This is a genomic window from Plantactinospora alkalitolerans (assembly GCF_015690345.1).
GTDB lineage: Bacteria > Actinomycetota > Actinomycetes > Mycobacteriales > Micromonosporaceae > Plantactinospora > Plantactinospora alkalitolerans.
Window position 1 is genome coordinate 23207 of the sequence record NZ_JADPUN010000054.1, and the last position, 14000, is coordinate 37206.

The window sequence follows — 14000 nt, forward strand, 5'->3', positions numbered from 1 at the left end:
GCCGCCACCGTCAGACATCGAGGTACGCCTCCAGCCCGTGCCGGCCGCCCTCCCGGCCGTAGCCCGACTCCTTGAACCCGCCGAACGGCGAGGTGGGGTCGAACTTGTTGAATGTGTTGGCCCACACCACGCCGGCCCGGAGCCGGTCGGCCATCCACAGGATCCGGGAGCCCTTGTCGGTCCAGATCCCGGCCGACAGCCCGTACGGGGTGTTGTTGGCCTTCTCCACCGCCTCGGCGGGGGTTCGGAAGGTCAGTACCGACAGCACCGGACCGAAGATCTCGTCCCGGGCGATCCGGTGGGTCTGGCTGACTCCGGTGAAGATCGTCGGAGCGAACCAGAACCCCCGGGCCGGCAGTTCGCACGGCGGGGACCACCGCTGCGCACCCTCGGCCGATCCGATCTCGGTCAACGTGCGGATCCGCTCGAGCTGGGCGGCCGAGTTGATCGCGCCGACGTCGGTGTTCTTGTCCAGCGGGTCACCGACCCGCAGTTGGGCCATCCGCCGTTTCAGGGCGGCGAGCACCTCGTCGTACACCGATTCCTGGACCAGCAGCCGGGAGCCGGCGCAGCAGACGTGGCCCTGGTTGAAGAAGATGCCGTTGACGATGCCCTCGACGGCCTGGTCGACCGGCGCGTCGTCGAAGACGATGTTCGCGGCCTTGCCGCCGAGTTCGAGGGTGAGCCGCTTGCGGGTACCGGCCACCGACCGGGCGATCTGCCGGCCGACGTCGGTGGAGCCGGTGAACGCCACCTTCGCCACGCCGTCGTGCTCGACCAGCGCCTGTCCGGTCGCGCCGGCCCCGGTGACGATGTTGACCACGCCCGGCGGCAGGTCGGCCTGCTGGCAGATCTCCGCGAAGAGCAGCGCGGTGAGCGGCGTGGTCTCGGCCGGCTTGAGTACCACGGTGTTGCCGGTGGCCAACGCCGGGGCGATCTTCCAGGCGAGCATCAGCAGCGGGAAGTTCCACGGGATGACCTGACCGGCCACGCCCAGCGGCCGGGGGTTCGGACCGAGGCCGGCGTGGCCGAGCTTGTCGGCCCAGCCGGCGTAGTAGAAGAAGTGCGCCGCGACCAGCGGGATGTCGACGTCCCGGGATTCCCGGATCGGCTTGCCGTTGTCGAGCGACTCCAGTACGGCCAGTTCGCGGGCGCGCTCCTGGATGATCCGGGCGATCCGGAACAGGTACTTCGCCCGGTCCCGTCCGGGCATCGGTCCCCACACCTCGTCGTACGCCCGCCGCGCGGCCCGGACCGCCCGGTCGACGTCGCCGGGGCCGGCCTCGGCGACCTCGGCCAGCGCCTCCTCCGAGGCGGGGTTGATCGACTTGAACGAACCGCCGTCACCGGGTTCGACGAAGTCACCGCCGATGAACAATCCGTACGACGGCTTGAGGTCGACCACCGAGCGGGACTCGGGAGCGGGAGCATATTCGAACATCATCCAGTCCAGGTGGAGTCGACGGGCTCAGTCAAGGGTGAAGTAGTCGGGGCCGGAGTAGACGCCGGTGGTCAGCTTGGTGCGCTGCATCAGCAGGTCGTTGAGCAGGCTGGAGGCGCCGAACCGGAACCAGTCCGGGTGCAGCCAGTCCTCGCCGGCGGTCTCGTTCACCAGCACCAGGTACTTGACGGCGTCCTTGGTGGTCTTGATGCCGCCCGCCGGCTTGACCCCGACCTGCCGGCCGGTGGCCGCCCGGAAGTCGCGTACCGCCTCCAGCATCACCAGGGTCACCGGCAGGGTGGCCGCCACCGGCACCTTGCCGGTGGAGGTCTTGATGAAGTCGGCGCCGGCCAGCATGGCCAGCCAGGAGGCCCGCCGGACGTTGTCGTAGGTGGCCAGCTCGCCAGTCTCCAGGATGACCTTGAGATGGGCGTCGCCACAGGCCGCCTTCACCGCGACGATCTCGTCGTAGACCTGTTGGTAGCGGCCGGAGAGGAAGGCACCCCGGCTGATCACCATGTCGATCTCGTCCGCCCCGCCGGCCACCGCGGCCCGGGTGTCCGCGAGCCTGATCTCCAGCGGCGCCTGTCCGGACGGGAACGCCGTCGCGACGCTGGCCAGATGCACCCGAGTGGCACCGCCGGCCGGTGGGCGGCCGATCGCCGGGCCCCCGTCGTCGATGGGTTCGCCGAGCAGGCCCATCCGGCTGCCGTCCGCGGTCGGGCGGCCGGAACCGCTCGCGGCACCCCAGAGCGCGGCCGCGGCCACCGGAACCATCGTCGGATAGACGCAGAGCGCGGCGACGGCCGGGCACGACGGGTCGGCCGGGTCCGGGCGCAGCGCCTTGGCGGCCAGCGCCCGCACCTTGCCCGGCGTGTCGGCGCCCTCCAGCGTCGTCAGGTCGACCATCCGGATCGCCAGATCGATCGCCCACGCCTTGGCGGTGGTCTTGATGGAGCGGGTGCCGAGCATCGCGGCCCGCTGCTCCGCGCCGACCTGGTCCACGCCGGGCAGGCCGTGCAGGAAGGTCCGCAGGGTCGCCTCGGAACGCCCCACCTCGGACAGGTCGGACCGGGCCGACGTCGTTGTCGCCGTCATGCCGGCAAGTCTACGCACCGGCACGTCCGTGTGATCTTGGCCATAGTCCTGCGCCGGCCGGTGCCCGACGGTAGCCGGGTGACGACCGCCGAATTCGGCCGGACGCCGGCTACCGGTAGGTTTGGCGACCGTGGACGTACTCGTCGTAGACCATCCCGTGGCCCAGACGCGGCTGACCGTGATGCGTGATGCCCGGACCGACTCGGCGTCGTTCCGGGCCGCACTGCACGAACTCACCACCATGCTGGTGTACGAGGCCGCGCGGTCGCTGCCGGTCGAGCGCTTCTCGATCGACACTCCGGTGGCGCCCACCGAGGGGATCCGGCTGGCGAACCCGCCGCTGCTGGTCCCGGTGCTCCGGGCCGGGCTGGGGATGGCCGACTCGGCGCTGGCCCTGCTGCCCGAGTCGTCGATGGGTTTCGTCGGCCTGGCCCGCGACGAGCAGACGTACGAGCCGCGCGCCTACATGGAGTCGCTGCCCACCGATCTGACCGGCCGACCGGTGCTGGTGCTCGACCCGATGCTGGCCACCGGCGGCTCGCTGGAGCACTGCTGTCGGCTGCTCGCCGACCGGGGCTGTACCGACATCACCGTGCTCTGCGTCCTGGCCGCGCCGAACGGCATCGCGCGGCTGGAGCGCTCCGGGCTGCCGCTGCGCCTGGTGACCGCCGCGATCGACGAGCAGCTCAACGACAAGATGTTCATCGTGCCGGGACTCGGCGACGCGGGTGACCGGCAGTTTGGCGGAATGCCCCGGTTCTGACCACAAGGTGTCGCCCCGCCCACCGGCTGACGTGGTCGGCCGCTGATTCAGGCCGGTCCCGGGCGCCGGACGCCAGGTCCGGGGCCTGCCGGACGTCGCCCGAACGGGCCGGATCGGGCACGGACGTGACACCGACGGCCGGGACGCATGCGCGGCTGGCGCGAAACGGCTACCGTCTCCGGCCATGACTGGTGTTGGGTTGGCCGAGGAGCTGCTGCTGCTCGGCTACGACGATAAGTCCGGCAAGGCGACCGGGTCGCGAATCGGACTCGACCTGGGAATGGCCGCCGCGGTGCTGGTCGACCTGGCGCTCGCCGGCCGGGTCGCCTTCTCCGACGGCTCGATCGTGGCCACCGATGCCACGCCGACCGGCGATCCGGTCGCCGACGCCGTGCTCGCCCGGATCGCGGCCGACACCCCGCACACCCCGGCGTCGTGGGTGCAGCGGCTGCGCCACGGGCTGCGCGACAAGATCCTCGGCGGGCTCTGCGAGCGGGGGGTGGTCAGTGACGTCGACGAGACCGAACTGGGCTACATCCACATCCACCGCTATCCGGTGCTGGACCCGTCGGTGGAGGCCGAGATCCGTGGTCGGCTGGCCGACGCGTTGACCGGGGAACGGGTGCCCGACGAGCGGACCGCCGCGCTCGCCGCCGTGATGGCGGCGATCCGGGTCCAGCCGAACCTGGGACTGTCCGGACCGGCGGCGGAGGACGCCGAGAAGCGGCTGGCGGAGATCGCCCGGGGTGCGGGTTTCACCGACGGGGGCGGCCTGGAGGAGTCCACGATCCGGCCCTCCGTGGCGCTGGTGATCGCCGCGCTCTCCCGGGCCATCTCCACAGCGCTGGGCAGTCGGGCCTGACGCCGACCTGACCGCCGCCGAGCCACGTACCGGCCCGTCCGACGGACGGGCCGGCGCGGAGGCCTACCAGATGCCCAGGGCGGCAGCGGTCTCGGTCCGCAGTGCCCGGACCGACGCGGCGGCGCGTTCCCGGGCCGCCGCCACGTCGTCGTCGACGACCGGCTCCACCACCTCGAGGTACGCCTTCAGCTTGGGCTCGGTCCCGGACGGCCGGACCACCACCCGGGCCGAGGCGGTACGCAGGATCAGTACGTCCGCGGTCGGGGCGAGGTCCTCCACCGAGGTCACCGGCTCGTCGAGCAGGGTCGCCGGCGTCCTGGACCGGATGTACGCCATCGTGGTCCCGATCTCGCTCAGGTCGTCGACCCGGACCGAGAGCTGGTCGGTCAGGTACACCCCGTGCGCGCGGGCCAGTTCGTCGAGCCGGTCGCCCACGGTGAGCCCGCGCGCCTTCAGCCCCGCCGCGAGTTCGGCGAACAGGAGCGCCGCGCTGATCCCGTCCTTGTCCCGGACGTGCGCGGGCGAGACGCAGTAGCCGAGAGCCTCCTCGTAGCCGTACCGAAGGGGCTCGGCGTCGGACTCGGCCCGGACGATCCACTTGAACCCGGTGAGCGTCTCCGCGTACGGCAGTCCGTCGGCCTCGCACATGGCACGCAGCATGGACGAGGAGACGATCGTGGTCGCGAAGAGCCCGGCCCGTTCCCGGCTGACGAGGTGGTCGGCCAGCAGGACGCCCACCTCGTCGCCGTGCAGCATCCGCCAGCCGCGGACCGGGTCGGGGATCGCCACGGCACAGCGGTCGGCGTCCGGGTCGTTCGCGATCGCGATGTCGGCGTCGATGGTCCGGGCCAGCGCGAGCAGCCGATCGGTCGCGCCCGGTTCCTCCGGGTTCGGGAATGGGACGGTCGGAAAGTTCGGATCGGGTTCGGCCTGGTCGGGAACGACGCCGGGGACGGCGAAGCCGGCTCGGGCGAAGACCGAGGTGAACACCGCCGCACCCACCCCGTGCAAAGGGGTGTACGCGATGCGCAGGGCGCGGGACGACCGCTCGTCGACCAGCGTCGCGATGTCCTGGACGTAGGCCGTCACGACCTCGTCGCCGAGCACCTCGCCGGGGTGGGCCAGGGGCACGGCCGCCAGCGGCCCGACCGCTCGGATCGCCGCCTCGATCTCGGCGTCGACCGGCGGCACGATCTGGGCGCCCGCGCCCAGCGGGCCGCCGAGTTCGGCACCGAGGTAGACCTTGTAGCCGTTGTCCTGTGGCGGGTTGTGGCTGGCGGTGACCATCACCCCGGCGACCGCCTGAAGGGCCCGGACGGCGTACGCGAGGATCGGGGTGGGCAGGGGACGGGGGAGCACCAGCGCCGGCCGTCCCGCCCCGGTGGCCACCCGTGCGGTCCGCTCGGCGAACGCCTTCGAGCCGTGCCGGGCGTCGTACCCGATCACCAGCGGGCCGGGCGTGTCCCGGGCGGCGAGCCAATTGACCAGCCCGGCCGCGGCCTGGGTGACCACGGCGAGGTTCATTCCGTTGGGTCCGGCCCGCATCGGTCCACGGAGCCCGGCGGTGCCGAAGGTCAGTGGCCCGGCGAACCGGTCCGCCAGCTCGGTCGCGCTCGCCGGCAGCCGGTCGAGTACGCCCCGCAGCTCGTCCCGGGTCGCCGGGTCGGGGTCGTCATCGAGCCAGGCCTGGGCCCGGCCACGTAATTCGGCCAGCTTCTCGGGTTGTGCCTGCCGCTGGTTCGGTTCTGCCGCCATCGGACTGTGATAGCACGCCGGCCAGGCGGCACCGGTCCCCGACCCCCCCGGCCGGCCGTGCTCAGCTCGTGGAGGTGAGCTTGAAGGACCGGACCATCTCGTCGAAGATCGCCTTACTTTCGTCAAACCGCTCGTCCGGCGTGGTCAGGTAGAACGAGTACGCCTTGCCGTCCTCGGTGACCGCCCGCCACACCCCGTGCCGCTTCTCGGAGCCGTCGCCGCAGGTGTACTCCAACTCCGCGGCGGGCTTTCCGGCGACCTCCGCCTCTTCCAGGCCCACCTGTGCGTACGGCTTCTTGCAGGAACTCTTGCCCTTCTTCAGGTTGCCCTCGGCGACCCGGAGGAAGGCCATCGGGGTCCGGCCGTTCTCCACCAGGATCCGGACCCGGCGACCGGAGTCCTCGGGATCGGTGTAGTCGGTGTATAACCCGGTGCCGCCGCTCTTCTTCCAGCCCTTCGGCACGTTGACCGACATGCCCTTGCCGCTGTGCGACTGGGTGGGGATCGCCGCCGCGACCGGGGTGTTCGAGGGGGGCCCGGCCTGTGGTGGCGTCGAGCCGGACGGTTCGTCGTCGCCACCGCCCAGCGAGAGCGCCACGATGCTGATCAGGAGCACCGCGGCAACCCCGCCCGCAGCGGCGAGTTGCATCCTGCGCGGCCAGCCCTTGACCGTCTGCACCAGCGTGCCGCTGGCCTGGCGGGCCCCGGAGAAGGTGCGGCCCACGCCGCCGCCGCTGGCCGTGTGTACGGTGCCGGCCCGGCCGGGCATGGCGCCGGTCGGCGTGTCGAGCGGCCCGCCGTGTCCGCCGTGTCCGCCGTGGATCTGTCCGCCCGGTCCGCCGTGGATCTGGCCGCCGCGCCGGCCGCCGGCGGCGTGTGGCATGGCGCCGGTCGGCGTGTCCATCGGATTCGGGCCGCCCACCGGCGGTCGGGCCGAGGCGGCGGCGTCGCGGGCGTTCCGGGCCAGTCGGTCGGCCAACGACTCGCCGGGAGCGAGCATGGCCCGCCCACCGATCTCCCCGTTGGTGGCGGGTGCGGACGGGCTCGACTGCGCCGCGGCCGGCTGCTGCTGGGTGGCCTGCTGTGGCGACGCCGACGGCTGCTGCCACGGTGAGCGCTGGGGCGGAACCACCGCGTACGGGTCGGTCATCAGATGCCCGGCCGGGTTGCTCGCCAGCGGACCGGCCAGGAGTTCCCGCAACATGGTGCGGGACCGGCTGACGTCGAGCCGGCGGGAGGGATCCTTTTCCAGGAGACCGAGCAGGACCCCGGCCAGCGCCCCGGACCGGACCGGCGGCGCGGGCGGGTCCTCGACCACCGCGTGCATCGTCTCGATCGGGTCGCCCTTGTCGAACGGGGGCCGGCCCTCCACCGCCGTGTAGAGCGTCACGCCGAGCGAGAAGAGGTCGCTGGGCGGGCCGAAGTCGTGGCCCATGGCCCGCTCGGGCGAGATGAAGTGTGGCGAGCCGAGCACCATGCCCGGGGTGGTGAGCTGGACGTCGGTCGGCATCCGGGCCACGCCGAAGTCGGTGAGCACGCACCGCCCGTCGGAGCAGATCAACACGTTCGCCGGTTTCACGTCCCGGTGCAGCACCCCGATCGCGTGGGCCACCTCCAGGGCGCCGAGCAGGGCGATTCCGATCTTGGCGACGGCGCGTGGAGCCAGCGGCCCGTCCTCGATGACCATGTCGGCGAGGCTGCGCGCGTCGAGCAGCTCCATCACGATCCAGGGCCGCCCGCCCTCGGTCACCACGTCGTAGACCTGCACCACCGCCGGGTGCTGTAGGGCCGCGGCGGCCCGGGCCTCGCGGAGGGTGCGCTCGTACATCGCGTCGCGGTCGCTGGGGGCGAGCCCGGGTGGGAGCACGACCTCCTTCACGGCCACGTCGCGGCGCAGCAGGGTGTCGGCCGCGCGCCACACCGTGCCCATGCCGCCGTGGCCGACCGCCGCCCGCAACGAGTACCGACCGCCGATGGTGATGCCGGGTGCCGCACGTCCGTTGGTGGGATTGGCCGGTCCGCCACTCCACGTCGGGATCTGAGTCACAGAAAAGCCACCGAGAGAATCGAGGGGGGCACAGGACAGAACCCCCCTATATTGCGGGTTCCGACCGCAGAAGGGAAAGACAACCGCCGGAGTCTCGCAGAACTCGACCGTATGTGTTGATCCACTCACTGAAGGTGGGTTTTTCTCGACGCCCCGTGCCGGATCACTCACTCGTTCGCGTGTCCGCTCCCGCGCCGCGCACCGGCTTCCCGTCCCTGTCCGGGCGCCGGCGTCCGACCCCACCCGAAGCACCGGCATCTACCATGCGGTCATGAGTGACGGTCGGTCGAGCGAGTCGGGTTTCCCGATCAAGGCGGTCTACGGTCCCGTCGACGTACCGGAGGGGCTGGACACCCGCCTCGGTGCGCCGGGGAGGTTCCCGTACACCCGGGGCGTCTACCCGACGATGTACACCTCCCGACCGTGGACCATGCGCCAGTATGCCGGCTTCGGCACTGCAGCCGAGTCCAACGCGCGCTACCACCAACTGCTCGCCGCCGGCACCATGGGGCTCTCCGTCGCCTTCGACCTGCCCACCCAGATGGGGTACGACTCCGACCACCCGATCGCGCACGGCGAGGTCGGCAAGGTCGGCGTCGCGATCGACTCGGTCGAGGACATGCGCACGCTCTTCGACGGCATCCCGCTGGACCGGGTCTCCACCTCGATGACCATCAACGCCCCGGGATCGGTCCTGCTGCTGCTGTACCAACTCGTGGCGGAGGAGTCCGGAGTCGCCGGCACGGGCCTCAACGGCACCATCCAGAACGACATCCTCAAGGAGTACATCGCCCGGGGCACGTACATCTTCCCGCCCAAGCCCTCGCTGCGGCTGGTGGCGGACACCTTCGCGTACTGCCGCAAGGAGGTGCCGAGGTGGAACACCATCTCCATCTCCGGTTACCACATGGCGGAGGCGGGTGCGACTCCGGCGCAGGAGATCGCCTTCACCCTGGCCAACGGCATCGCCTACGTCCGCGCCGCGCTCGCCGCCGGCCTCGCGGTCGACGACTTCGCCCCCCGGCTGTCGTTCTTCTTCGTGGCCCGGACCACCCTGCTGGAGGAGGTGGCGAAGTTCCGGGCCGCCCGCCGGATCTGGGCCAACCTGATGCGGGACGAGTTCGGTGCCGAGGATCCGAAGTCGCTGATGCTGCGCTTCCACACCCAGACGGCCGGGGTGCAGCTCACCGCGCAGCAGCCCGAGGTGAACCTGGTCCGGGTCGCCGTGCAGGGCCTCGCCGCCGTGCTCGGCGGAACCCAGTCGCTGCACACGAACAGCTTCGACGAGGCGATCGCGCTGCCCACCGAGAAGGCCGCCCGGCTGGCCCTGCGTACCCAGCAGGTGCTCGCGTACGAGACGGATCTGACCGCCACGGTCGACCCGTTCGCCGGCTCGTACGTCGTGGAGGCGATGACCGACGAGATCGAGGCCGGAGTACGGGAACTGATGGACCGGGTCGCCGGGTACGGCGGGGCGGTCGACGCGATCGAGGCGGGCTTCCAGAAGCGCGAGATCGAGACCTCCGCGTACCGGATCGCGCAGGAGATCGACTCCGGTGACCGGGTGGTGGTCGGACTGAACCGGTTCACCATCGACGACGAGGAGCCGTACGAGCCGTTGCGGGTCGATCCGGCCATCGAGGCGGCCCAGGCGGCCCGGTTGGCGCGGCTGCGGACCGAGCGGGACGCGGGCGCCGTCGAGCGCTCCCTGGCCGACCTGCGGACGGCGGCATCGGGTACGGAGAACGTGCTCTACCCGATGCGGGAGGCGCTGCGGGCCCGGGCCACCGTGGGGGAGGTCTGCGGCGTGCTGCGGGAGGTCTGGGGCACGTACCGGCCGAGCGACCGGTTCTGAACCGGTCCACACCGCGCGGCGCCACCCGCCGCCCTCCGCCGGAGCGGACTCCGGGCGGGGGGTGCGAGCGGGAATGTCGAAGTGGTTTTCCGGGTATCGGAAGCAGATGGATTTCATCGTGCGCCGACGGACACGCTGTGCGTGGTCGATCCGACACCTTCTGTCACCATTGAGGTCCCGCCACCCCGCACGACGGTGATCGATCTCCGTTCAGACCCGCGGGTAGCCGGATGGTGCGACCATTCGGGCTGGCGGCGCCCCTGTTGGGAGCCGCGATCGTGACCGGCGAAACCGTCACGCGTTGTAGGAGGTGTGGGACAGATGGCGGCGTCTGATGGTGGGCTAGGTAGCGCTCCGTACGCTTCCGAACGCTCCCACCTGGGCTTTCGTGACGCTGTGCTGTCCGACCGCTACCAGAACGAGGTTGCGCAGCGTCACCGTCGTCGGTCTAGGCTGTCCGAGTCCCATCCCATCCACAGTGATCGAGAATTCGACGTGACGAGTGCGTTGCAACTGCCGACCGGCAGCCAGCCGGCGTCGTCGGAATTCGAGGCGGCGCCCGGGGCCGAGCCCCTGCCCTTCGGGCTCGACCAGGCACTGGGCTTCCGGCTGCCCGAGCTCATCGCTACCCGCCGGTTCCTGCACGCCCATCCGGAACTGTCCGGGCAGGAGTTCGACACCGCCGCGCTGATCGCCCGTGAACTCGCGGTCGCCGGTCTCGCGCCGCGCCTGCTGCCCAAGGGCAACGGGGTGATCTGTGACATCGACGGGCGACCCGACGGCCCGGTGGTCGCGCTCCGCGCCGACCTCGACGCGCTTCCGCTGGCCGATGCCAAGGACGTCCCGTACCGCTCCACTGTGGACGGGGTCTGCCACGCCTGCGGACACGACGTACACACCACGATCGTCCTCGGCGTCGGTCTGCTGCTCGCCCAACTCGCCCAGCGGGGTCAGTTGGACGGACGGGTCCGACTGATCTTCCAACCGGCCGAGGAGATCCTGCCCTGCGGCTCGCTGGAGGTCATCGAGGCCGGCGGCCTGACCGACGTCAGCCAGATCTTCGCCCTGCACTGCGACCCCAACCTGCCGGTCGGACAGGTCGGGCTGCGGGTCGGACCGATCACGGCGGCGGCGGACAACATCACCGTCCGGCTGACCGGGCCGGGCGGCCACACCGCCCGGCCACACCTGACCGTCGACCTGGTCGACGCCCTGGGCCGGCTGGTCACCGAGGTGCCGGCGCTGGTCAACCGGCGGGTACCGGCCAACAGCGGGCTGCTGCTCGTCTTCGGGCAGGCATCGGCGGGTACCCAGTACAACGTGATCCCGAACGAGGCGATGGCGGCCGGAACACTCCGGGTGCTCGACCGCGACACCTGGGAACTGGCGCCCAAGATCGTGGCCCAGGTGGTCCGGGACGTGATCGCGCCGACCGGGGCCACCGTCGACGTCGAATACCTGCGGGGGCGCCCGCCGGTGGTCAACGACGCCCGGGCCATCCGGGTGCTGACCGCCGCCACGGCGGCTGCCGCCGGCCCGGCCGGGATCGCGGAAACCCCGCAGAGCATGGGGGGCGAGGACTTCTCCTGGTACCTGGAACACGTACCCGGGGCGCTGGCCCGGCTCGGCGTGGGCCGGGCGGCGGCCAACGTCGACCTGCACCGGGCGGCGTTCGACGTCGACGAGCGGGCCATTCCGGTCGGCGTACGGGTTCTGTTGCAGACCGCGCTCAAGGCGCTGGCCGAGTAGCGGACGCGGGCCGGTGCCGGGTGGTGGACACCCGACACCGGCACCGGCATCCCGTGACGTGGCGCCCGGGTCAGCGGGTCGAGGCCGGCATCTGGGCCGGAACCGGGACCGGGGGCGTGGCCGGAACCGGCCGGGACCGCCGCGCGCGCAGCCGCCGGACCAGCCAGAGCACCCCGAGCACCGGCAGACCCAGCCCGATGATCCAGGGCAGCAGGGCGCCCAGCACGGTGAGCAGGACCCGCAACGAGGCGACGAACGCCTCCCAGCCACCCTTCAGACCGGCCAGGAACCCGGTCGCCGGCTCCTCGTCGTCCTCCTGCGCGTTCGGGCCGAGCAGATTGGCGGTGATTGTCGACAGCGCCGTCAGGTCGGCCAGCCGGCGCTTCTTCGCCTCCAGCGAGGCCAGGTCCGCCTCCCGCTTGGCCAGCTCACCCTCCAGCATCACCAGGTCGGCCAGCGACTTCGCCTGGGCAAGCAGCCGGCGCCCGCTGTCCACTCTGGCCCTCTGGGTGGCGATCCGGGCGTCCAGGTCCAGGGTCTCCTCGGTGACGTCGTCGGTCTTGATGTCCCGACGCACCGTTTCGCCGAGACCGGCGAGCTGGTCGACGACGCCGGCGAACCGGTCGGCGGGGACCCGCAGTTGCAGGGTCGCCTCGGCGGCCGAGGTGTCGCTGCTCCGGTTGTCGCCGCCGACGAACCCACCCGCGCCGGTTGCGATTCTCGCCGCCTCGGCGGCCTTCCCGTCGACGTCCTTCACCCGGACGGTGATGGAGCCGGTGTAGACGATGGCCCGCTGGCCGACCCCCGGGTCGGTCGCCGGATCCTGGACCGGCTGGCCGAGCAGGCCCGCGCCCTGCTGCGCGCCGGACTCGTCCGCCCCCACCCCCGCCGGGGCCTCCGCGGGTGCCGCTGCGTCGGAGGCGCCCTGCGGCCCGCCGCTGTCGTTGCTGCCACAGCCGGCCAGCACCAGCCCGGCCGCCATCGCCACCGCGCCGAGAAGTCCCGCGATGGACCGCCTGGGCCTCGTTCTGGTTCCGCTTCGCCCGCTCATGTCCCCTCCGCTCTCCCTGCCCCGTCGAGAGGCGTTCCGTCAGACGTGCCGCGAAGTCGCCTCGGTTCCGGCAGACTGCGCTTGCGACATCACGATTCGGTAGCCGAGGAGTCTCGATGCGACTGACCAAGTACGGCCATGCCTGCGTACGGGTGGAGGACGACGGCGCGGTGCTGGTCATCGATCCCGGTACGCTCACCGAGCGCGGGGCCCTGGACGGTGTGGACGCGGTACTGATCACCCACGAGCACGCGGACCATCTCGACGTCGACGCCCTCGCCGACGCGCTCGGCAGGCGCCCGTCGGTGACCGTGTACACGCACCCGGACGTGGCATCCAAACTGGATGCTCTGGACGGCGTGGTGCGGACCGTCCAGTCTGGTGACTCCTTCGAGGCGGCCGGGTTCGCCGTACGGGCGTACGGGGGGTGGCACGCGGAGATCCATCCGGAGGTGCCACGGGTGGTCAACCTCGGCTTCCTGGTGAACGACTCGATGTACCACCCCGGCGACTCGTTCGACGTACCGGAGGGCGCGCAGGTCGACACGCTGTTCGTGCCGATCTCCGGCCCCTGGCTCAAGCTCGCCGAGTCCGTCGACTTCGTCCGGGCGGTGAACCCGCGCCGGGCATACGCCCTGCACGACGGGCTGCTCGCCGACCCCGGACACGCGCTGTACAACGCGAGCCTGACCCGCCTGGCGAACTGCGAGTATGCCCGCCTGGCGCCCGGGACATCCGTCGACTGAGCGCCCCGGCGACGCGAAGATGGCAGGCATGCCCCGTGATCTCGTCGAACGGCTGTACTCGGCACCGCCGGACGGATTCGTCGCCGCCCGTGCCGAGGCGGTCCGAGCGGCCCGGGCGGCCGGCGACGCCGCCGGAGCCCGGGAAATCGCCAAACTGCGCAAACCGACCGTGGCCGCGTGGTTGGTGAACCTGCTGGCCCTGCGGCGCCCGGACCTGATGGCCGAACTTGTCGAACTCTCCGCCGCGCTCCGTGCCGCCCAGCGGGAGTTGCGGGGGCCGCGGCTGCGCGAGCTGTCCGCCCAGCGGCGCGGCGTGGTGAGCGCGCTGGTCGGCCAGGCCCGGGAGCTGGCCCAGGCGGCCGATCCGAGGCTGGCTGCCGGGAAGTTGCCGCTGGCCGAGGTGGAGGCGACGCTGAACGCCGCGCTCTCCGACGTCGACGTCGCCGAGCAGGCCCGGTCCGGCCGGCTGGTCCGAGCGGCCAGCTACGCCGGGTTCGGCGAGGTGCCCCGCCCGAACCTGCGGTTGATCGTCGGCGGCCCGGACGGGACCGCTCTCGACGAGGCGGAGCCGGACGGGACCGCTTCCGACGAGGCGGAGCCGGACGGGGCCGTGCTCGACGAGGCGGAGCCGGA

General features: G+C 71.9%; 10 protein-coding genes and 1 pseudogene. 6 read left to right on the forward strand and 5 right to left on the reverse strand.

Annotation, left to right across the window (positions count from 1 at the left end; genetic code table 11):
- Positions 1 to 10: 10 nt before the first annotated feature.
- Positions 11 to 1441: an aldehyde dehydrogenase family protein gene (locus I0C86_RS03450; RefSeq protein WP_196199730.1), complete on the reverse strand. Its 1431-nt coding sequence runs from the start codon at positions 1439 to 1441 to the stop codon at positions 11 to 13.
- Positions 1442 to 1468: 27 nt separating this feature from the next.
- The gene (deoC, locus tag I0C86_RS03455; protein ID WP_196199721.1) at positions 1469 to 2539 is read right to left on the reverse strand and encodes a deoxyribose-phosphate aldolase; all 1071 of its coding nucleotides are present in this window, start codon (positions 2537 to 2539) and stop codon (positions 1469 to 1471) included.
- Positions 2540 to 2669: 130 nt separating this feature from the next.
- On the opposite strand from deoC, the gene upp reads away from it, so the two are divergent.
- Positions 2670 to 3302, forward strand: coding sequence for a uracil phosphoribosyltransferase (upp, locus tag I0C86_RS03460; protein WP_196199722.1), 633 nt, complete (start codon positions 2670 to 2672; stop codon positions 3300 to 3302).
- A 184-nt stretch (positions 3303 to 3486) separates the two neighbouring features.
- Positions 3487 to 4164, forward strand: a complete 678-nt coding sequence (locus I0C86_RS03465; RefSeq protein WP_196199723.1) for a GOLPH3/VPS74 family protein — start codon at positions 3487 to 3489, stop codon at positions 4162 to 4164.
- A gap of 63 nt (positions 4165 to 4227) precedes the next feature.
- On the opposite strand, the gene I0C86_RS03470 is transcribed toward I0C86_RS03465, so the two are convergent.
- Together I0C86_RS03470 and I0C86_RS03475 are read right to left on the reverse strand one after the other, a co-directional pair.
- A complete protein-coding gene (locus I0C86_RS03470) occupies positions 4228 to 5919 on the reverse strand; it encodes a phospho-sugar mutase (RefSeq protein ID WP_196199724.1) in 1692 nt (563 codons plus the stop codon).
- A gap of 61 nt (positions 5920 to 5980) precedes the next feature.
- Positions 5981 to 7966 carry a protein kinase domain-containing protein gene (locus tag I0C86_RS03475; protein WP_196199725.1) on the reverse strand — a complete coding sequence of 662 codons (1986 nt, stop codon included), beginning with the start codon at positions 7964 to 7966 and terminating at the stop codon, positions 5981 to 5983.
- Positions 7967 to 8237: 271 nt separating this feature from the next.
- On the opposite strand from I0C86_RS03475, the gene I0C86_RS03480 reads away from it, so the two are divergent.
- Together I0C86_RS03480 and I0C86_RS03485 are read left to right on the forward strand one after the other, a co-directional pair.
- Complete coding sequence (locus I0C86_RS03480; RefSeq protein WP_196199726.1) at positions 8238 to 9821, forward strand: acyl-CoA mutase large subunit family protein; 1584 nt, start codon at positions 8238 to 8240, stop codon at positions 9819 to 9821.
- Between the two features lie 495 nt (positions 9822 to 10316).
- Entirely contained in the window at positions 10317 to 11570 is a 1254-nt protein-coding gene (locus I0C86_RS03485) for an amidohydrolase (RefSeq protein ID WP_196199727.1), read from the forward strand.
- Positions 11571 to 11640: 70 nt separating this feature from the next.
- Here the strand turns inward: I0C86_RS03485 and I0C86_RS03490 are convergent, their stop codons facing one another.
- A complete protein-coding gene (locus I0C86_RS03490; protein ID WP_196199728.1) occupies positions 11641 to 12621 on the reverse strand; it encodes a DUF4349 domain-containing protein in 981 nt (326 codons plus the stop codon).
- Positions 12622 to 12737: 116 nt separating this feature from the next.
- On the opposite strand from I0C86_RS03490, the gene I0C86_RS03495 reads away from it, so the two are divergent.
- A complete protein-coding gene (locus tag I0C86_RS03495; protein WP_196199729.1) occupies positions 12738 to 13367 on the forward strand; it encodes an MBL fold metallo-hydrolase in 630 nt (209 codons plus the stop codon).
- A 19-nt stretch (positions 13368 to 13386) separates the two neighbouring features.
- Positions 13387 to 14000 (forward strand): annotated as a pseudogene (locus I0C86_RS03500) (hypothetical protein); the annotation flags it as partial.

Excerpts from the sequence above, each read along its gene's own strand:
- I0C86_RS03450 (WP_196199730.1), bottom strand. The coding sequence starts at position 1,441 with ATGTTCGAATATGCTCCCGCTCCCGAGTCCCGCTCGGTGGTCGACCTC.
- deoC (WP_196199721.1), bottom strand. The coding sequence starts at position 2,539 with ATGACGGCGACAACGACGTCGGCCCGGTCCGACCTGTCCGAGGTGGGG.
- I0C86_RS03465 (WP_196199723.1), top strand. The coding sequence starts at position 3,487 with ATGACTGGTGTTGGGTTGGCCGAGGAGCTGCTGCTGCTCGGCTACGAC.
- I0C86_RS03470 (WP_196199724.1), bottom strand. The coding sequence starts at position 5,919 with ATGGCGGCAGAACCGAACCAGCGGCAGGCACAACCCGAGAAGCTGGCC.
- I0C86_RS03480 (WP_196199726.1), top strand. The coding sequence starts at position 8,238 with ATGAGTGACGGTCGGTCGAGCGAGTCGGGTTTCCCGATCAAGGCGGTC.
- I0C86_RS03490 (WP_196199728.1), bottom strand. The coding sequence starts at position 12,621 with ATGAGCGGGCGAAGCGGAACCAGAACGAGGCCCAGGCGGTCCATCGCG.
- I0C86_RS03495 (WP_196199729.1), top strand. The coding sequence starts at position 12,738 with ATGCGACTGACCAAGTACGGCCATGCCTGCGTACGGGTGGAGGACGAC.